This is a genomic window from Agrobacterium sp. LEGMi-208b (assembly GCF_059511785.1).
This window is the reverse complement of the sequence record NZ_CM183446.1, coordinates 1,777,120-1,796,526: the sequence shown is the minus strand read 5'-3', so window position 1 is coordinate 1,796,526 and position 19,407 is coordinate 1,777,120. Positions and strand designations below refer to the sequence as shown.

The 19,407-nt window shown below is 61.0% G+C and carries 18 protein-coding genes; 3 read left to right on the top strand and 15 right to left on the bottom strand.

Annotated elements, in window-relative coordinates; translation table 11 throughout:
• Positions 1-7: 7 nt before the first annotated feature.
• Complete coding sequence (gene tagF, locus AC5YUO_RS22780) at positions 8-1,429, top strand: type VI secretion system-associated protein TagF (RefSeq protein WP_496155328.1); 1,422 nt, start codon at positions 8-10, stop codon at positions 1,427-1,429.
• Positions 1,416-2,321, top strand: a complete 906-nt coding sequence (locus AC5YUO_RS22775; protein WP_496155327.1) for a protein kinase domain-containing protein — start codon at positions 1,416-1,418, stop codon at positions 2,319-2,321. Before tagF ends, AC5YUO_RS22775 begins: the two co-directional genes overlap by 14 nt.
• 9 nt (positions 2,322-2,330) lie before the next feature.
• Here AC5YUO_RS22775 and AC5YUO_RS22770 read toward each other — a convergent pair whose 3' ends face one another.
• Entirely contained in the window at positions 2,331-3,467 is a 1,137-nt protein-coding gene (locus tag AC5YUO_RS22770; protein WP_496155326.1) for a polysaccharide biosynthesis/export family protein, read from the bottom strand.
• Between the two features lie 269 nt (positions 3,468-3,736).
• Here AC5YUO_RS22770 and AC5YUO_RS22765 point away from each other — a divergent pair, with 269 nt between their 5' ends.
• On the top strand, positions 3,737-4,033 hold the full coding sequence (locus AC5YUO_RS22765) for a PRC-barrel domain-containing protein (RefSeq protein WP_003522015.1): 297 nt from the start codon (positions 3,737-3,739) through the stop codon (positions 4,031-4,033).
• 96 nt (positions 4,034-4,129) lie between these two features.
• Here AC5YUO_RS22765 and AC5YUO_RS22760 read toward each other — a convergent pair whose 3' ends face one another.
• The 14 genes from AC5YUO_RS22760 to AC5YUO_RS22695 all read right to left on the bottom strand — a co-directional run bounded on the left by AC5YUO_RS22760 (position 4,130) and on the right by AC5YUO_RS22695 (position 19,383).
• The gene (locus tag AC5YUO_RS22760) at positions 4,130-4,855 is read right to left on the bottom strand and encodes an SDR family oxidoreductase (protein ID WP_496155325.1); all 726 of its coding nucleotides are present in this window, start codon (positions 4,853-4,855) and stop codon (positions 4,130-4,132) included.
• Positions 4,856-4,912: 57 nt separating this feature from the next.
• On the bottom strand, positions 4,913-6,523 hold the full coding sequence (locus tag AC5YUO_RS22755) for an FGGY-family carbohydrate kinase (RefSeq protein WP_496155324.1): 1,611 nt from the start codon (positions 6,521-6,523) through the stop codon (positions 4,913-4,915).
• Between the two features lie 87 nt (positions 6,524-6,610).
• Positions 6,611-7,342 (bottom strand): SDR family oxidoreductase, encoded by a 732-nt coding sequence (locus AC5YUO_RS22750; RefSeq protein WP_496155323.1) that lies wholly within the window; start codon positions 7,340-7,342, stop codon positions 6,611-6,613.
• Between the two features lie 39 nt (positions 7,343-7,381).
• Entirely contained in the window at positions 7,382-8,359 is a 978-nt protein-coding gene (locus tag AC5YUO_RS22745; RefSeq protein WP_400814345.1) for an ABC transporter permease, read from the bottom strand.
• A complete protein-coding gene (locus tag AC5YUO_RS22740; protein WP_496155322.1) occupies positions 8,349-9,851 on the bottom strand; it encodes a sugar ABC transporter ATP-binding protein in 1,503 nt (500 codons plus the stop codon). The genes AC5YUO_RS22745 and AC5YUO_RS22740 overlap by 11 nt, the downstream gene beginning before the upstream one ends.
• Before the next feature lie 71 nt (positions 9,852-9,922).
• Positions 9,923-10,834, bottom strand: a complete 912-nt coding sequence (locus AC5YUO_RS22735; RefSeq protein WP_496155321.1) for an ABC transporter substrate-binding protein — start codon at positions 10,832-10,834, stop codon at positions 9,923-9,925.
• 97 nt (positions 10,835-10,931) lie between these two features.
• Positions 10,932-11,816, bottom strand: coding sequence for a helix-turn-helix domain-containing protein (locus AC5YUO_RS22730; RefSeq protein ID WP_010973746.1), 885 nt, complete (start codon positions 11,814-11,816; stop codon positions 10,932-10,934).
• Positions 11,817-12,187: 371 nt separating this feature from the next.
• A complete protein-coding gene (locus AC5YUO_RS22725) occupies positions 12,188-13,240 on the bottom strand; it encodes an NAD(P)-dependent alcohol dehydrogenase (protein WP_496155320.1) in 1,053 nt (350 codons plus the stop codon).
• A 246-nt stretch (positions 13,241-13,486) separates the two neighbouring features.
• Positions 13,487-13,945, bottom strand: coding sequence for a DUF1801 domain-containing protein (locus tag AC5YUO_RS22720; RefSeq protein ID WP_496155319.1), 459 nt, complete (start codon positions 13,943-13,945; stop codon positions 13,487-13,489).
• Positions 13,946-14,199: 254 nt separating this feature from the next.
• The gene (locus AC5YUO_RS22715) at positions 14,200-15,633 is read right to left on the bottom strand and encodes an FtsX-like permease family protein (RefSeq protein WP_496155318.1); all 1,434 of its coding nucleotides are present in this window, start codon (positions 15,631-15,633) and stop codon (positions 14,200-14,202) included.
• A complete protein-coding gene (locus AC5YUO_RS22710; protein WP_496155316.1) occupies positions 15,630-16,319 on the bottom strand; it encodes an ABC transporter ATP-binding protein in 690 nt (229 codons plus the stop codon). The genes AC5YUO_RS22715 and AC5YUO_RS22710 overlap by 4 nt, the downstream gene beginning before the upstream one ends.
• 4 nt (positions 16,320-16,323) lie before the next feature.
• Entirely contained in the window at positions 16,324-16,788 is a 465-nt protein-coding gene (locus AC5YUO_RS22705; protein ID WP_496155315.1) for a hypothetical protein, read from the bottom strand.
• A 114-nt stretch (positions 16,789-16,902) separates the two neighbouring features.
• Positions 16,903-18,657, bottom strand: a complete 1,755-nt coding sequence (locus tag AC5YUO_RS22700; RefSeq protein WP_496155314.1) for an alkaline phosphatase — start codon at positions 18,655-18,657, stop codon at positions 16,903-16,905.
• 132 nt (positions 18,658-18,789) lie between these two features.
• Positions 18,790-19,383, bottom strand: coding sequence for a TetR/AcrR family transcriptional regulator (locus tag AC5YUO_RS22695; RefSeq protein ID WP_496155313.1), 594 nt, complete (start codon positions 19,381-19,383; stop codon positions 18,790-18,792).
• Positions 19,384-19,407: the final 24 nt, after the last annotated feature.

Below are 19,407 nucleotides of genomic sequence, written 5' to 3'. Positions count from 1 at the left end.
ACGGCTGATGGCCAATCCGGCATCGAGGCCCGCGGAAACCGCAGCGGAAAGCGACCGTATCGGTTTCTTCGGCAAGGTCCCCAGCCATGGCGACTTCATCTCCGACGGGCTTGAACGGGAGCTGATCGGAACGTTTGACGACTGGATGCGATCTGGCCTTCACGCCTGCGCTGACCTGTTCTCGGGCCGGTGGTCCGAAATATTCGCGTCATCGCCTCCCATCCGTTTCATCATCGAACGCGGCATATGGGGAAACTGCGCCTATGCCGGCGTGCTGGTGCCCAGTGCAGACCGGGTGGGCCGCAAATATCCGCTTGCCATCATCGCGCAGCTCAATAGCTTCCGGAAACATCCAAGAACGCTCTATCTCGACGACACCTGGTTCATGGCCGCCGAGGCGCTGGCCGAAACATCCATGACAGGCGATTTCGACATGTCCCGGTTCAACGCCTCCGTCAAGAAACTGCGCCTGCCGAAACCACGGGACGATGATGATGATGCGGCGGACATGGTGCGTGGCCGCGTACCGACGAGCATCTGGTGGCACATTGATCCCGTCAGCCGCCGCGCCCGCGGTCTCAAATTCGACGGCAAGCCGAAAGCTTCCGATTTCCTGCGTCTCTTCAGCGATATGGCAGGCAATGGGGCAAGCAAGGGCGACGACAACGGTTCAACACCTGCCCAGGCGCCGGAGAGTGCGAAACAGAAAACCCCACCCATTGCGGCGGCTTCGCCTTTGCCTTCAAGCGAACAGCCGCCATCTGTAATCTACAGCTATGCCACGCACCCGGGAACACGGCTTTCCCTGAACGCGGACTCGCTCTTCGTTTCCCAGACCCCTGCCCTCTTCGCCATAGCGGATGGACAGGGCGACACGCACAGCGCCGTGGAAGCCGCTCGTCTGGTCACAAATATTCTTGCCGAGACGCCCGATGCCGAAAACCCCGAGGTGATGGCCCAGCAGATCAGGGGAAAACTCGGCACCGTCAACAGCCTGCTTCTGTCGCGGCAAGCCATGGGCGCCGACGGCAGGCCGATGGCCAGCGTCGTCATCGCCTCCATTGTCGGCCGCAGGCTGAGTGTCCTGTGGTCCGGCGATGCACGCGCCTATCTCCTGAAAAACGGAACCATGCACCCGCTTTCGCGCGATCACGTCGTTGTCGGCATGAAAAGGCAGCTCTCGCAATGTGTCGGGCTTTCCCAGCAGTTCCGGCCGGATATCGCTGGGGAAGACTGGGGTTCGCAGGACAGGCTGCTCCTGTGCAGCTATCCGCTGGTGCAAATCCTGAAGGAACGGGCCATCGCCGAAATTATCGGCAACACTCCGATCAAGGATTGCGCCAGTGCCCTGATCCAGGAAGCATTGATCGAAGACACACGCGAGAATGTCAGCGCCATCGTGATTGGAAACCGGCTTGAGCAAGGGTAAACAACCGGGCGATGGGCAGGCCTACCCGGAGGTTGCCGAGCGCTTTTCCGATCTGTGGCAAAGCATCCGCCATGACGGCAGGCAGGAAAGGCCCGCCGAAGAGCAGAAGGATCTGATCGATCAGGTCAGAAATGCGCTGGACCGGAAAGCCTCGCATCTTTCCGATGCGAAACCCGACTGGATCGCCGACAGTTTTGCCCTTGAACGCATTGCTTACGAAAGCGAAAACACGCTGCTGCTGCAATTGCGGCACCGCGATCTCGGTTCCCTCCATGCGCTGAAAACCTTACCGCCGGCATCGAGAAACGACGCGGCACTGCTGCAGAGATTGCGGGAAGAGGCACAGGTCGGACTGGCGCTGCGCCATCCGTGTCTGGTGGAAACATCGACGCTGCTGCGACTGGCCGATGGCCGTCCGGGTCTGCTGCAGCCATGGTTCCCGCGTTCACTGGCGTCGCTCGCATCGCAGCGGCCGGTTACCGCGTCGGATGCGCGCATAATCCTTCGCCGCCTGCTGGAAGGGCTGAGCGCCTTGCATGCACGGGGCTATGTTCACTGCGATGTCACGCCAGCCAATATTCTGCTGGAGAATGGCGATTTCGAAACAAGCAGGCTTGGCGATTTCGGCATTGCGCTGAAAATCGGCCAAAAACACGCGGAACGGGGCATGAGCTTCGCCGCCTCGCGTGAATTTGCAGCGCCGGAACGGATGCGGGACGCAACTGCAAAGCCGGATCAGGATATATTTTCAGTGGGACGACTTGCCCGGCGACTTGCCACAGCTGATGGAGCGCAAGTCACGCCACGGTTGGTGGATTTTGCAGACACCTGTTGCCATGACGATCCCGCTTTGCGTCCGCAATCGGCGATGGAAGCGCTACAGCTTCTGTAGCGCCTATCGTCAGTTGCCGCTGCCGGGAAGCGGCGCTGCCGCCGTCGGAGCGCTCTTCTGGAACACGGTCAGCAGCTTGGCCGAATCCACCAGCGGCGCGTTGCTGGCATAGAGCACATCGCCCTTCTGCATCTGGAAGAGCTGCATGAGCGCGATGCTGGAAGCATCGCGCATATTGACGTGATAAATCACCGGCCGCATGGTCGTGGCCGTCGCAACCGGGCCTTTCGCGCCCGATGCGGTTGCGGACGGTACCTGAATGATCTCGTTGCGGAAGACATAGACATTGCGCGCATCGGCACGGTCATCCAGCAATCCACCGGCACGGCCGACAGCCTGCGCCAGGGTCAGTTTCCCGGCTTCGAACTGGAATTCGCCGGCGCTCTTGAAGGCACCAAGCGCGGTGTAGCTCGCCGCATCGCCATCGATCATGATCTGATCGTCTGGCGACAGGCGGATATTCTGGCGATCTTCCCGCATGACGCGGTCAAGCGGCGCGCTGGCCCTGTGCGAGCCGCGCACCACGGTAACCGTGGCAGCGCCGGGAGCGACGGTCGGGCCGCCGGCCTGATTGAGCGCATCGAGCACCCGCTCCTGACGGGCGGTGAGCGTTATTTTTCCAGGGTTTTTCACCGCACCGCTGAGCATGACAGCGCTCGTCGGCTTGTCGACGACGGTGACGACGGCCTGCGGGTTCACGGCCGATCCCTTGAGCCCGGCAACGACCTGCGATTGCAGGCCCTCGGGGGTCGAATCCACCACCCGCTGCTTGCCGACGAAGGGGATATTCACCGATCCGCTCTGATCCACGGTAAAGCGGCCGAGATTGAGCGTCTTGCTTTGCGTCGGGGAGAAAAGGCCGTCTTCACCCGTATCGAGCACGGTGATGTCGATCACATCGCCACGCCGCAATCTCTGGGCGTTGTAACCGGTGTTGCGAAGCGCGTTGAGACCGGGGCCGGAAGCGCCCTGCAGGCTTCCGGCGGAAACCGTGGCCGCCGGTGCATTTGCCAACTCGATGACGGGGATTTTTTCGTTGGTTCGAGGCAAGGTCGCAGACCGGATATTGCCTGCGGTCGGTCCGTCAGATGGCTTTGCACATGCGCTCAAAAGAGCCACCAGCAAAACCGCCCCCAACTTTTTCATCCCTCATCCCCTTGATGATTCAACCTGACGCAGAGATAACATCCAGACACGTCATCGCAACAACTTTAGCGGTTGCAATTTAGTGAAAACTTGTCTTCCGGAGAAAAGGTGTGACCATTCCGCAACCTTTTCGGAAGCGCCTGCCGCAAACCCCAACAATGTATCGATGAGAAATCACCGGCCTCCGACGCCCGTGCCGGCGACATTCCATGGAACGGTTTTGCCATGCGGGAGTTTGTTTTGTGCAAACCAAGACAGGAGCAAGAACAATGGATCACACCAATCACGTACGCCTGGTTGAAACGGAACTGACGCCGTCCGTTCTTGAAGGCGCCACCGTTTATGGTGCAGACGATCACAAGGTCGGCAAGGTCGATCATGTCCACGGCGTCGGGGCCGGCAGCACCGCCATCATCGATGTCGGCGGCTTTCTTGGTATCGGCGCAAAGCCGGTCGCAGTACCGCTCAGCGATCTTGATTTCATGCGGGATGAGGACGGCGATGTCCATGCGGTCACATCATGGACCAAGGACCAACTGAAGGACATGCCCGAGCATCGTCATTAACAGCATTGTCATTCATTAAGAGGAGCGCCCGGCTGTTTGCCGGGCGTTCTTTTATTTCCGGGCAAGCGCTTGCGCGTCAGACTTTCCCCGCGCACGTCAAACGGCGAGGAAACCGCCATCGACCGGCAACACGGCTCCGGAAATCATGCGGCTGTCATCCGACAGGAGCAGCGCGATGCTCTCAGCCACCTCTTGCGCTTCGGCGAACCGGTTCAGCGGATGGCGCACCATCATCGGTTGGCTTTTCGCCGGATCGTTCCATGCTTCCGCCGCCAGCTCGGTGAGGGTGATGGTCGGCGCGACCGCGTTGACGCGGATGCCGTGCGGGCCAAGCTCCTTGGCAAGAACGCGGGTCGCCCCTTCAAGTCCGGCCTTGGACGCCGCGTAGCAGAGGTGATCCTGAAAACCGCGATGACCGGCGATGGAGGTGATGTTGACGATTGCGCCACCGCCGCCTTTGGCAATGCGGGCGCGGGCAAATTCCTGGCAGGTGACGAGAGCGGCGCGCAGGTTGATGCCCAATACGGCTTCATAACCAGCGTCGCTCATGTCGAGCACGCTTTCGAGCACATTGATACCGGCGCTGCTGATCAGGAAGTCGCAGGGACCAGCCTCCGCCATGGCAGCACGGGTGGCCGTGACATCGGCGAGATCGACACGGATCGAACGGCCGCCGATTTCGCTTTTCAGGCTGTCGAGATCGGACTGGGTGCGGCTGATCGCCACCACTTCCGCACCGCGCGCGGCCATCAGCTGCGCACAGGCGCGGCCGATGCCTTTGCCTGCACCGGTGATGATGACGGATTTTCCGGAAAACTGCATGGAATCCTCGTTATTTTACGGCCAATACGGCCGGATGATCTAAACTTGTGACGCGGCTCAGGAATGGCTGGCGGATCGAATGGCGCGCGCCGCATTCTGGAGCGCCAGAAACGCGTCGTACCGCGACTGATGAACCTTCTGAAATGCAGGATCTGGCGAAGCGCAGCTGACGATCCTCGACATGGCAGGCATCGCCGCCATCAGGTCCGGATAGGTTCCGGCAGCAACCGCGCCAAGCATCGCAGATCCGAGAAGCACCGGCTCTTCACATTCGGTGAGTTCGACCGGGAGGCCAGTCGCATCGGCCAGCAATTGCCGGGCAAGCGGATGAGCGCCGGCCCCGCCGCTGACACTGATGGTTTCCACCGGCGCGCCGTTACGGGCCTGTGTTTCGATGATCTGGCGAAGCCCGTAACCGAGGCCGAGCAGCCCAGCCACATAAAGCGCGACGAGGGAATCCACCCCGGTTTCCGTACCATAACCGGCAATGACGGCGCGGGCATGCGGATCGGCGAAGGGCGCGCGGTTGCCGAGGAATTCCGGCACCACATGGAAATCTTCGGCGACCTTCACCGCGGCGGAAGCGGATACGGCAAGGCCGAGCGCGCGGTCGGCAAGCCAAACCGGCAAGGCTTTGTCGTCCTTCTCGGCAAGCGCCTTCGCTTCGGCAAAGGCCGGATGCAGCTGCACGAGGTAGTCGATGGCGGCTCCGGCAGCGGATTGACCGCCCTCGTTCAGCCAGGAGCCCGGAACCATGGCGGAATAATAGGGACCCCAGACACCCGGCACGAAAGCGGGCTCAGTGGTGGTGGTCATGGTGCAGGAGGACGTGCCGAAGACATAACCGAGGCATCGCGAAGCATCACCACCGGCAGCCACCGTGCCCACGCCGCCCGCGTGGGCGTCGATCAGGCCAGCGGCAACCGCTGTGCCCGCAACCAGCCCCATGGCTTTGGCTGCATCTTCGGTCAGGCCAGCGCCCAGTGCCGTGCCGGGATTCACGACGCTTTCACCGATGCGGCGGAAGCCCTGCTCCGCCAGATCGCCAAGGCCGATGTTGGTGAAATAGTCCGCATCCCAGCGGTTTTCATGGGCGAGATAGGTCCATTTGCAGGTGACCGTGCAGGCGGAACGATCGAGCGCGCCGGAAGCCTTCCACGTCAGAAAATCCGTCAGGTCGAAGAAGTGCTCGGCACGGGCATAGATATCGGGCCTGTTTTCGCTGAGCCACAAAAGCTTCGGCGTCTGCATTTCCGGAGAAATGCGCCCGCCGACATATTTCAGGACGGCATGCTTGCCGGCATTGATGCGTTCGGCCTGTTCGACAGCACGATGATCCATCCAGACGATGATATCGCGCTCGGGATGATCGGCAGCGCCGACCGGCAGGGTCTGGTCATTGGATCCGCGAACCACAAGAGAACAGGTGGCGTCGAAACCGATGCCGGCGACCTCGGCCGGATTGATGCCGGCGCGGGAAACGCTTTCGCGGACGCTGTCGCAGACCGCCTGCCACACCTCTGCGCTCGATTGTTCGGCAATGGCGCCATCCTCGCGATGCATGCTGATCGCGCGCTTGGCGGTGGCGAGAAGCTTGCCCGCGACATCGAAGACACCGGCCCGCGCCGAGCCGGTCCCGACATCGACGCCAACAAGATAGGAAGCCATTTGCGATACTCCTCGGAGCGGATCATCCGGTGCGTGAACAGGTTGAAGCGGCGGGACCGGTTCCGATTTCCCGCCGCTCCTGAAGTCTTAGACGCGGTCGAAGTTGGTCGGCAAGACCAGCATGTCGCGGATGGTGACGGTGCGCTTGCGCGTCAGCATGTAAACGACGGCATCTGCCACTTCGCTCGCATCGATGAGGCTGCCCGATTCCTTGGCCTTGCGGAGGTTTTCCTCCGGCCAGTCGGCCAGAAGTGCCGAGACGACCGGGCCGGGAGAGACCTGCGCAACGCGCACGCCGTGCGGGATCATCTGGCGGCGCATGCCCTGCACGAAGCTGGTGATCGCCCATTTCGAGCCCGAATAGACCGGCTCCCAATAGGTCGGAAAATGGCCAGCGATCGAGCAGGTGACGATGATATCACCGGTCTTGCGCGCCGACATATGCGGCACGACGGCCTGCACATTCTTCATGACCGCGTTAACGTTGAGGTTCAGCATCTTGTCGATGGCCTCGGGCGTCGTTTCGGTAAGATCGCCGCCGATATAGGTGCCGGCATTGCAATAGAGAACGTCGACATGGTCGACCTTCTTCAGGATTTCCGGGATCATGGCATTGCAGCTGTCGGCGTCGAGCAGGTTCGTCACCTGCGGGATGGCGCGGTCGCCGAGCTTGGCGGCCAGATCATTCAAGGCTTTCTCGTTCCAGTCGACCATGACCACGGTTGCGCCCTGTTCCAAGAGCGCTTCCGTTGTGGCAAGCCCGATGCCGGATGCGGCGCCGGTGATGACCGCGATCTTGCCTTGCAGCGATTCAGACATTTAATTCTCCTGCGTTTATGAAGGTGTTTCCGAGCCGGCTCAGCGCCATTCGCGCCCGATATAGATGGCCAGCAGGATGATGCCGCCCTTGATGACATCCTGCAGATAGGGGTTGATGCCCATCAGGTTGAGGCCGTTATTGAGAATGCCGAGCAGCACCGCGCCGATGAGCGTGCCGAGGATGAGACCCCTGCCGCCGGCAATCGCCGTGCCGCCGAGAACGACGGCCGCAATGGCATCGAGTTCGAAACCGACGCCGGCATTGGGCTGGCCGCTCATGAGGCGGCCTGTCAGAATGAGGGCGGCGAAAGCGGCCGTGACACCAGAGATGCCATAGACCGCGAGCTTGACGCGCTGGGTCTTCACGCCCGAAAGACGGGCCGCCAGCTCGTTTCCGCCAAGTGCATAGACGTGGCGGCCGAAAGCCGTGCGCTGCAACAGCACCCAGGCGATGGCATAAATCACCACCATGATGATGACAGGTACGGGAACGACGCCGATACGGCCGACGCCGAACCATGAAATCCAGCTCGGAATGCCGCTGACCGGATAACCACCGGAATAGATGAGGCCGAGGCCACGCGCCATGCCCATGGTGGCGAGCGTGACGATGATGGCGGGCATCTTGCCCCAGGCGACAAGCGCCCCGTTGAAGATGCCGATGCCGAGACCGATGAACAGGCCGGCCGGCAAGGCAATCGCGGGCGACAGGCCGGTATTCACCATCAGGCCGGCCGACAGCGTGCCGATAAGCGCCATGACCGCGCCGACCGACAGGTCGATGCCGCCGGTGAGAATGACGAAGGTCATGCCGACGGCGAGAATGCCGACGACGGAAACCTGCCGCAGCACGTTCATGATGTTGTTGAGGCTGAAGAAATTGTCGCTCGCAAGCCCCATGAGGATCGATACGACGATGAGGCCCGCCAGCGGCAGGGCGAGCGGGGAACGCAGCATCGAGCTGAAACTGAAACCGCCCGTTTTCGCGGCAGTGCCGGTGTTTGCATCAAGCGACATGTTCAACTCTCCCGGTGGTGGCGTTTGTCATTATTGTTTCTGAATTGATGTCTTCGCCTTCAACCGTGGCGACGATGCCGCCGGAGCGGAAGACGCAGACCCTGTCGGACATGCCGATCACTTCCGGCAGCTCCGAGGAGATCATGATGATCGAATGCCCCCTGGCGGCGAATTCGCGCATCAGCGAATAGATTTCCGCCTTTGCGCCGACATCGATGCCGCGTGTCGGCTCATCGAAGATCAGCACGCGCATGTCATGGTTCAGCCAGCGGGCGATGACGATCTTCTGCTGGTTGCCGCCCGATAGCGTGTCGACGCGGGCATAGGGTCCCTGCGCCTTGACCTGCACCTGCGCCATGGCCTTCGTCGTGTGCTCCAGTTCCTTCTTGAGATCGAGGAACCAGTGGGCCTTGCGGTATTTGCGATAATTGTTCAGCGAAATATTCTGCAGGATGGAGAAGCTGGTGATCAGGCCCTCCTCCTTGCGGCTTTCCGGCAGCAGGCCAATGCCGCGCATCAGCGCATCATCGGGGCCGGATAAACGCGTATCCACGCCGTCGAGCTTGATTTTGCGGCGCGAGGCGGAATGCGCGCCGAGCATGGCGAGAACCGTTTCCGTGCGGCCCGAGCCGACAAGCCCGGCAAAACCGAGAATTTCACCCTTGCGCAGCGAAAAGCGTGAGACAGGCCCGCCCTTCTTCAATTGCAGCTCTTCGACTTCGATCACCTTTGCGGCGGAAGGATCGAGCTGCGGCTTTGGCGGGAAGCTGGCTTCGATGCGCCGGCCGACCATCATCTCCACCAGACGGTCATTGTCGACCTCCGAAGTCAGGCAGGAACCGATAAGCTCACCATCGCGCAGAACGGTGATGCGGTCGCAGATCTCGAATATTTCCTCGAGGTGATGCGAAATGAAGATGATCGCCACGCCCTGACGGCGCAGCTCGCGCATAACCTTGAACAGGTGTTCCGTCTCCGAAGGGGTCAGCGTCGCCGTCGGCTCGTCGAGCACGAGAATGCGGGCATCCAGCGACAATGCCTTGGCGATTTCGACGAATTGCTGCTGGGCAACGGAAAGACGATGCACCGGCACGTCGAGCGGCACATCCACGGCCAGCCGGCCCATGATTTCTGCCGCGCGCTTGCGCATGGCACCCTTGTTCAGAAGGCGCAACGGCCCGCGGATTTCGCGGGCAAGAAACATGTTTTCAACGGCGTTGAGATAGGGGATCAGGCTGAATTCCTGAAACACGATGCCGACGCCGGCGGCAATCGCCTCATCGTAATTGGCAAAACGGCGATCCTTGCCGTCAATGCGGATCGTTCCCTCGGAAGGCTGCAGAATGCCGCACAGGATCTTCATCAAAGTCGACTTGCCGGCACCGTTTTCGCCCAGAAGCGCATGCACCTCACCGGCACGGGCCTCAAGGTCGACGCCGCGCAGGACTTCGATCTTGCCAAAGCTTTTTCTTATTCCATTCAGTTCCAGCATGTCACCCTCCTCAATGGTCGGGATTTAACCCCGCCCCCATACTAGATGGGGACGGGGCCTGGGAGGAGTTCTTACCAGCTGAACTCGCCGGCGTTTTTGCTGTCAACGACCATGACGTCGATCGGGACTTCCTTCGGCACGACGCGTGCGCCCCACTTCTGGGCGAGCGCCATGGCAAGGCCGACACGCACCTGGTCACGCGGGAACTGGGCGGTGGTTTCGATGAAAGGGCCACCATCGGCAATCGCCTTCACCGCTTCCGGAGCACCGTCCACCGAGGTCAGCTTGATGTCCTTGCCGGAACCCTGAATAGCGGCCAGAGCGCCCATCGCACCGCCATCATTCACCGAGAAGATACCGGCGAGGTTCGGACGCGACTGGATCATGTTTTCAACGACGCCGAGAGCAACGGAGCGGTCCTGACGGCCGTTCTGCGTGTCAACGAGCTTGATCTCTGGGAATTCCGCGAGAGCCGCCTTGCAACCTTCGACGCGCTGCAGGATCGGAACGACCGGAATACCATCGAGGATGGCAACCTCGCCCTTGCCGCCAAGCGACGTACCGAGATATTTGCACGACTGGTAGCCCGCATCGCGGTTCTTCGAACCGACGAAGGTGTCGACCGGGCCATTGGCGTTGGCGTCAACCGCAACGACAATCACGCCGGCGGACTTGGCAGCGTGAACGGCGGCTTCGATGCCGGCGCTGTCGGTCGGGTTCAGGAGCAGGATGTCGATCTTCTGCTGCAGCATGTCTTCAACGTCGGAAATCTGCTTTGCCACATCGTGGCCGGCATCGGTGACGACGACGTCAGCACCGATGCTTGCGGCGGCTTCCTTCAGCGCTTCCTGCATCGATACGAAATAGGGGTTGTTGAGTTCCTGGAAGGTCATGCCGATCTTCAGCTTTTCCTGCGCCAGCGCCGGAGCGGCCATCATTGCAATTGCGGCTGTCGCCATCAGAAACTTGGATTTCATTTTCATCTCACTCTTCCTCCCGTTTGGAAAGTTGGGGCAACAAGTGCCCGTTTCCGGACAGCCCTCTGCCCGAATTGGTAAAAATCGGCGATGTGTCGCTGGTTTACTCCGCCATGACCGCTGCCTTCTGGGCTGCGAATATGGTTCGGAACCTCGACGGCGACATTCCCTTCAATTTCAGGAAATGCCGGTTAAAATTCGAAAGGTTGGAAAAGCCCACATCGTAGCAGACCTCCGCTACCTTCACGTCCTGATCCGCCAAGAGCATCTGGCAGGCAAGATCAATGCGTAACTGATTGCGATAGCGCACCAGCGTCGTTCCCGTATGACGCTTGAAGGCACGGGAAAAGGCGCTCGGGCTCTGGCCCACCATGTCGGCAAGATCGATTTCCTCGACCTGTTCGGTCAAATGCTGGCGCAGATGCGACAGAGCGCGGTTGATGCCGCTGTCGCCAATGCCGGTCAGATCAAGCTCATAACTCAGGCTTGCCAGCACTTCTGAAGACGGCGCGTTGACGAGCAGATCGAGAATTTCCCAGAAAAGCGCCAGACGCGTCAGCCCCTGCGCCTCGATCAGCCGAAGCACCAGCGGACGAACCCGGTCACTCGTCTCGTCGTCAAACAGAATGCCGCGGCGGCTGCGATCCAGCAGGGCGCGCACCACATCCATTTCGGCCATGGAGGTGCAGGCATCTTCGATAAAGCTCTCCGGAAACTGGATCACGAGAGAGCGTGTCGGCACGATTTCGTCCGGCTCGATCTCGCTGATCCAGTTCTGGGGGAGATTGGGACCGGTCATGATGAGCTGACCGGGGCTGAAGCGACCGACGAAATCACCGATATAAAACGTGCCTGACGTGGCGACGACCAGATGGATTTCGTATTCGGGATGGTAATGCCAGCGCACGGTGCGGAACGGATAGCCATGCCGCCAGGCAGCGAAGGATTCGCCCTTGCGGATGTGCACCAGTTCCAGATCGGGCTGCATCATGGTTCCTCCCATCAGTCGCGTCCGCCGCGTTCACGGAGCGGAGCCATTCCTCTTTATGGCTCGTCCCAGGCGTTGATGAGGAGCATATGGCGTGCGGCATCTCTGCATCCACATCACGCCGAAGAAATTGCCGATACTTTTTTGACTCTTTTTTGTCAGGAATTGAAGAGTCGCCCGACAGGGCTGACTATAAAGGCGGCGACGGTGCCGATTTTTCCGCTCAATTTGGCGTGATGCGCCCAGACAATGCGCAACCGGAGGCGATTTCAGGTGAAATTTTGACGTGTGGCCTGCCGGATGCCGGCAGGCCACACTCATACTTTTCCGCAACATTTCTGCCGCTCTATCATCAGCGGCAGGCTCATTCGTTACTGCGGCATCAATATCTGCAGTTTCACATCCGTTTCCCGCGCTTCCACCGCGCGGTCGAAGCCGGCAATGCTGTCTTCGAAGGGAATGGTGGCTGAAATCAGCGGTTTGAGGTCGGCCTTGCCGGAGGCGATGAGCGCCACGGCGCGGTCATAGACATTGGCGTAACGGAAAACCGTTTCCACCCGCAGTTCCTTGGCCTGCAGGCCAACAATATCGACCGGCACCGGGTCAACCGGCATGCCAACCAGCACGATGGCACCACCCGGCCGCGCCAGTTTCGCCATGCCGAGCACGGCGGGTGCAGCGCCTGAGCATTCGAAGACGATATCGCAGCCCCAGCCATCCGTTGCGGCCAAAACCGCTTCGGCGAGGTTGCGCTCGCGGATGTTGACAGTCTCGATGCCGTCATAAGCGGCGATGATATCGAGCTTCGGCTGGGCGAGATCGGCAACGATGACCTTGGCGCAACCGCCGGCAAGCGCCGCCAGGGCAACCATCATGCCGATCGGGCCGGCGCCCGTGACGACGGCGATATCGCCGGGCTGAATGCGCGCCCGCAATGCCGCCTGCATGCCGATGGCGAAGGGCTCGACCATCGCCCCTTCGGCAAAGGACACATTGTCCGGCAGCTTGTAGGTGAAGGCCGCGGGGTGAACCACTTCCGGCGTCAGGCAGCCATGGATCGGCGGTGTCGCCCAGAAGCGGACAGCGGGATCGACATTGTAGATGCCGAGTTTCGAGGCCCGCGATGTGGCATCGGGAATACCCGGCTCCATGCAGACGCGGTCGCCCGCCTTCAGATGGGTGACGTCGGAACCGGTTTCGATCACCGTACCGGAGGCTTCATGGCCGAGCACCATGGGCGCGTTGACAACGAAGTGGCCGATCTTGCCATGGGTATAATAATGAACGTCCGAGCCGCAGATGCCGACCGTATGGGTGCGGATGCGCACATCCTTCGGTCCGAGTTCACCGGATCCGGCTCCACCGGGAATATCAAAATCCCTGAGCGAGAGCTTGCCTTTTTCTTCCAGCACCAGTGCCTTCATCTCATCCTCCATGGTTTGCGATACGCCTGGCAGCGAATTCAGTGAGCGTGATGGCGTGCAACTTCGGCAAAAGTAAACAGAAATCGGCCGGATCGGCCGGTTTTTCTTCGCGAAGGAAAAACTGTATCGAGACGCCCGTGATTTCTCATCACCGGCGGCGTGCTGCGGCTTTTCACGGCGGGAAAAAACGGCGCGATTCGCCGACCGCAAGATTGCGTTACGGCCCGGACTGGCGAAGCGGCCCACTCACATTTTTTCGCCCGGCAGCCGGCTCGCCTGTTTCACCCAATCGGCAAATTGCGCCTCGTCAAAAGCACCTTCATGGATATCGAGGTAACGAACCTTCGGGTGCTTGGAGGTGCCGGGCGGCAGGGGCTGCAAGGATGCGCCGTTGAGGAAGGTGACTTTGATGTATCTGGTAAAACAGTGAAGGCTGAGGAACCAGACATCGTCCTCCATCCCGTAGAAGGGCGAATTCCACTTCACCGCCTTGCGGACGCCGGGCACGAGATTTTCGATCAACGCATCGATATGCGCTCCGACCGGGCTTTTCCAACCCGGCATGGCGGCGATATAGGCCCGCACCGGCACATTGCCATATCCCTTGGCAATCTGTGGATTGCCGCCCGAAAGAAGTTTCGGTTCAGCGCCAGATCGCTCGGTCCCTACGATTTCAGGCGCTTTACCCGGCTTCTCTTCCACCATCCGGGTTCCCTCCTATTGTGACACGGCTTCCCATCGTTTTCCAAAACCCCGGCACAAGCCTGCCATAAAACGCAGTCGCAGTAAAAAAACTATATTTTATCCGCCTCATCCTCTTTGCGCCTTGGAGCGCCGATTCCTGGCCGTCCTTGTCCACGCAATGCGATCTCTCAGTATGGCAAAGTCGTGCCAATGACCCCGCTAGCACGTCATTCGAATCTGAAAAACGCATTGGCTATCATAGCTTATGCGTGGTCTCAGGCGCGCAGGGCGGCAGCCGGGGACTGGCGATAGGCGAGCAACGCCGGTATGGCCGCGAGAATGGCGGCAAATCCCAGCAGGAAGAGGCCAAGACGCAAATCTTCGCCGGTGAAGCCGACCGGCAGGATCACGCCGCTTTTCGCGGTGAAGAGCTGCGCGCCGATATGGGCAGCACCCAGTCCCAGCAGAAAACCGATGCCGACACCGAGCGCCACCAGAAAGAAAAGCTCCAGCCAGACGATGGCGAAAACCGAGCCGCGCGGCGCGCCGAACGCCCGCAATGCACCGATCTGCCGACGCCGTTGCCCGACATGGATCACCGTGACCAGCATCAGCGCCGCCGCCACCAAACCTTGCGAACCGGCGGCGACCGCGCTCAGGACCTTCTTGGCGTCGCCAAGCGTCGCATAAAGACCGGTCAGCACCTCGCCCGGGAACACGCCGAGCGTATTACCGCTGCGATATTCCTGCCGCAGGCGATAGGCATCGGCAATCGTTTTCGGCTTGACGAGAATGGCCGGCAGGCCGGGCAGGCCATCGCCGAAACTCTCCAGGATCGGCGCATCGGGATCGATGTTGCCACGATGATCGTCTCCCCCATGCGCCGACGTTGCGGGACCGAGGGCCAAGGCCTGTTTTTGCGCCGGCGAGGCCGCAAGCTGAACGGACGCTTCGGCATGGTCCGCCTCGTCTTCGGCATGCGCGCCGCCATCCTCGTGATGGTCCCCATCTTCATGGGCGTGATCGTGACCATCCTCGTGATGATGCCCGTCGGCATGCGCCTCACCCTCGCCATGCCCCTCCTCGTGGTCATGACCATGGTCCTCGCCAAGGCCATGAACGTGCCAGACGGCCTGGATCGGCACAAGAATGGCGCGATCCCACGGCGTACCGGTTGGTTGCAACTTGCCGACGACCCTGTAGGCGATCTCGGTATGGGTATGGCCGCCGGTCTCGGCCGTGCCATGCATCGGCTTGATCTCGGCACCGACCGACAGATCGACGGCAGCGCCGAGGACAGCTTCGCCTTCCAGAGCGAAAATCCTGCCTTCGGCAAAACCGGGCGTCGTATTGCTGACAAGGCTCGTCGTCGTGCCGACGATGGGGTAACCCGCAAAGGAATCGCCAAACCCCACCGGGGCGGCCCAGGCGACGCGCGGATCGGCGGAGAGCCTGGTGAGAACGGCGCCATCGACGAGCGGCAAAGGGGCCGCCTGAAGAAAGATGGAAGAAAGGACCAGCTGGGTTTCGCTGCCGGCCGCGCCGATGACGAGATCGAATTTATCGGCGGCGCGGGCGCTGCCAAGCCGTAGCGACCGTTCCTGCAGCGTCACCGCAACACCAAGTGCTGTGGCGAGCGCCACGAGCAGAACCACAACGGCGCCGCCCAACCACAGGCGGCGCAGGTCGGCGAGGATGAAGCCGATCATGCCGCGATCTCCTTCCGCTCGCTATCCGCAACGATACGGCCACTACTGAGGGTCAGACGCCGGTCGAGACGGCCGATGAGGTGCTGATCGTGGCTGGCGACAATCAGCGTGCTGCCGGTGCTGGTGGCGACGGACAGAAGCAGGTCACCGACAGCCTCGCCGCTTTCGAGATCGAGGCTCGCGGTCGGTTCGTCGGCGATGATGACGCCGGGACTGCGCAGCAGCGCACGGGCGATGGCGACACGCTGCATTTCACCCCGCGACATGGTCTCGACATGCTGCTCCGGCCGCTTGAGGCCGACGGTGGCGAACAGGGCTTGCGCGCGTTTCATAAGCGCCGCATCCGCCACGCGCGACAGGCGGGCGGGCAGCAGGATGTTATCCAGCGCGGACAGGCCGGGAAAAAGATGAAACTCCTGCATGACGAGGCCGATATTGGCGGCCCGCCAGCGGTCGCGACGGCCTTCGGACAAGTCAGCGATGTTCTCTTCACCCCAGACGACGCGACCGGCCTGCACGCGTTCGAGACCGGCGACGATGTTGATGAGCGTGCTCTTGCCCGAGCCGGAACCGCCCGTCAGCGCGACGCGGCTTCCGGCGGCGATCTCCAGATGGTCGATAACGAGAACCGGCGCCGCGAGACCGGGAAAGGACACGGCAAGATGATCTATCTTCAGGGACAGCATGGTCTCAAACCGTCGCGTATTCTGCCTGGCGAATGCGCAGCAGGCTGACGAAGCCGGTATCGGGATCCGTCCACGAGCCGGTTTCCAAGGTGCCACGCACTTCGATGGTCTGGCTGGGCTGGGTAAAGGTCTGCTTTTCGCCGAGATAAACCACGACGATATTGTCCGGCCAGTCAGAATCGGTGGAGCAAAAAGGGCAGATCGACATGGGTATTTCGGTCAGCACGAAAAACTGCGCTTCGGCCTTCAGCGGCGGCGCCATGAAACCGCGCATGGCGATATCCTTGCCGTTCAGCTGCTTGACCTTTTCGGAAAATTCCAGCCCGAGGACGCTGACCTTGCCGTAGAGTTCGTCAAAGGTGAGGTCGCTTTTCGCCTGCGCGCGCGTGCCGGCGGCCAGCAGCGGCAGACCGGCAATGAGACCCAGTGTCTGGCGGCGGTTGAACCGTGCCTGATCAGGCTTGCCCATGACCATTCTCCTTCTTGAAAGGTCCTTCATCGCCAGCCGACAGGGCCGGCAATGCAAGACCGGAAATGACGACGAGGGCACGCCATGGCGGCGCGCCCTCGCCCCGTTCAGATCTTAGTTGGTCTGCTTGGCGCCGAGTGCGAGCGCCTCAGCGAGACCCTTGTAGACATCGCTCTGTTCCATGTAACCGCGGAAGCCTTCGGCACCCGGGCCTTCGGCCTGCAGCACGACGTCATCCACCGCGTGGACACCGCTGTCCGAGCTCTTCGGAATGATGCCGGTGACGAGCACGGCACCGGGAACATCCTTGTACTGCTCGTTGGCGATGTATTCCTTCTTTTCGTTCTGGATGGCCGGTGCAAAGGGGCCATCGAGCTTCGGACGGAAGGTTTCGTAGTGGTCCGGACCGTTATTGGCGTTCAGGAACAGGCGACGCGAAACATCGACACTGTCCGGATAGCCATCGCCGTCCTTGTCTTCGTAGTTCGGGAAACCGGCTTCGGCATAGGTGCCGACCTTTTCGCGCATGTCGGTGCCTGGCTTGTTGTCATCAACGGTGCCGATGATGGAAACGCCATGCGTGTGGTCGCCGGTGACGATGATCAGCGTATCGGGGTTCTTCGCCGCAAATTCGCGGGCAATGCCGATGGTCTTGTCGAATTCGATGGTATCGACAACGGCGCGATCCCAGTCGAGCGGGTGGGACATCTTGTCGACATTGGCCGCTTCAACCATCAGGAAGAAACCTTCCGGGTTCTTCGAGAGATTGTCGAGCGCAACCTTGGTCATCTCAACGAGACCGGGCTGATCCGGGAACTTGGCCGTGGTGCCCTTCTTCAGGAATTCGCGGTCAAGCGTGGTGTCCATGTTGCCAGTGTGGAACAGGCCGAGGATCTTGCCGGTATTGGTGCCCGAAGCCGCTGCGAGTTCCGCCTTGCTGGTCGCCAGCGTGTAGCCGGCTTCCTTGAACATGGCGATATAGTCCTTGTCGTCCTTGCGCTTGGAACCCGCGGTGGCCTGCGGCAGGAAATAAGCGGAGCCGCCGCCAAGAAGCACATCCGGCTTCACGTCGAACAGCATGCCGTTGATCTCGGCCTTGTCGCCGCGCTTGCGGGTGTGGGCGACGACGGCAGCCGGCGTCGCATCCTGCACTTCGGCGGTCGAGATGATGCCGATCGACTTCTTGGTCTGGCGGCGCAGCGCTTCGGCCAGCGTTTCCACCTTCGGATCGTCAAGCGAGGCCGGGGTGCGGTCGGCATAAACGCCGATGGCGTTCACGGCGGTCTTGTGACCGGTCATGTAAGCCGACATGGTGTTGGCGCTGTCGGTGGCGACGGCGTCGGTGGCGGAGGTGCCGATGAAGGCGACCGGCGGCACGTCATCCATGTTGAGACGGCCATTGGCCTTGCCCTCGGTCATGCCCTTGGACATGATGCGGGCGGCGGTGCGATGCGCAACCGAAAGACCGTCGGCGATCAGGAAGATGACGTTCTTGGCCTTTGCCTGGGCGGGCGTGCCATAAACGGCCCAGGTCACGCTCTTGGTTTCGGAACCGGCCGAAACTTCAACCTTGTAGTCACCGGCATTGGCAAGCGTGACGCCACGCAGGATGACGGCCGAGCCAAGAACCTTGTCCTTGTTCTTTTCTTCGGCGACGAACTCGGCATCCTTGCCGAGAGCGGCCTTGTAATCCTGGCCGTTGACGGTGATCTTGACGTCTTCCGGCTTCACGACGGAAGCGAACTCGACTTTAAAATCAAACGGCGAACCCGTCAGGATCGTAGCACGATCAAGCGGATAGACCTCGGCAGCCTGAGCGGCGCCGGCAAGAACGGTCGTAGCGACCAAAGCGGCAACAATTTTGCGCATATTCCCCTCGCGAGCCATGTGAAAACCACAATCTCTCCTAGACCCGCCAGATGACAGTTGCATGACTTGCGGGCGCCCATATCCCGAAAGCGGACGTTGAAGGGGAATTTACCGGGCCTCGTGAAACCCGGATCAGTCTTTCCTGATCCGCAAACCGTCGAGCAGGGTCCGGAAACTTTCCACGGCTCGTTTCGAGGTCGTTTCGGGGTCGTCTGAATTCGCTATCCATTGGGCGGCACTGCTGCTTGCCGCATTGATGAAACGGGCGCATGCCTCCGGATCGACATCGACGATGGTCCCCTCCTCTTTCAGCGCGTCGAGGCTTCGCGCGACAGCCGAAATACAGCCATTGGCGTTTGGCCAGCGGGACGGGTCACCCAGCACGGCCGGCCCGTCGCGGAACATGATCCGCTGGATCTCCGGCTCGAGGGCCATGCGGACATAACCCACATTCTCCTCGACGAAACCCTCCCACCGGGTGGCAGCCCTGGACGAAATCTCACAGAGCCTCGTCGTCATTTCCGCGTCGATCTCTGCCACGACAGCCAGCAGCAGGCCCTTCTTGTCGCCGAAATGGTGATAGAGCGCACCGCGGGTGAGACCGGCCTCGGCGGTGAAGTCGTCCATCGATGCTTCCGCATAACCGATGCTGCCAAAGGCCTTGCGGCCGGCAGCCAGAAGCTTCGCCCGCGTCTCGGCAATCATTTCGCTGCGAGGTTTGCGCATTTTCTCTCCATTCTCCACATACAC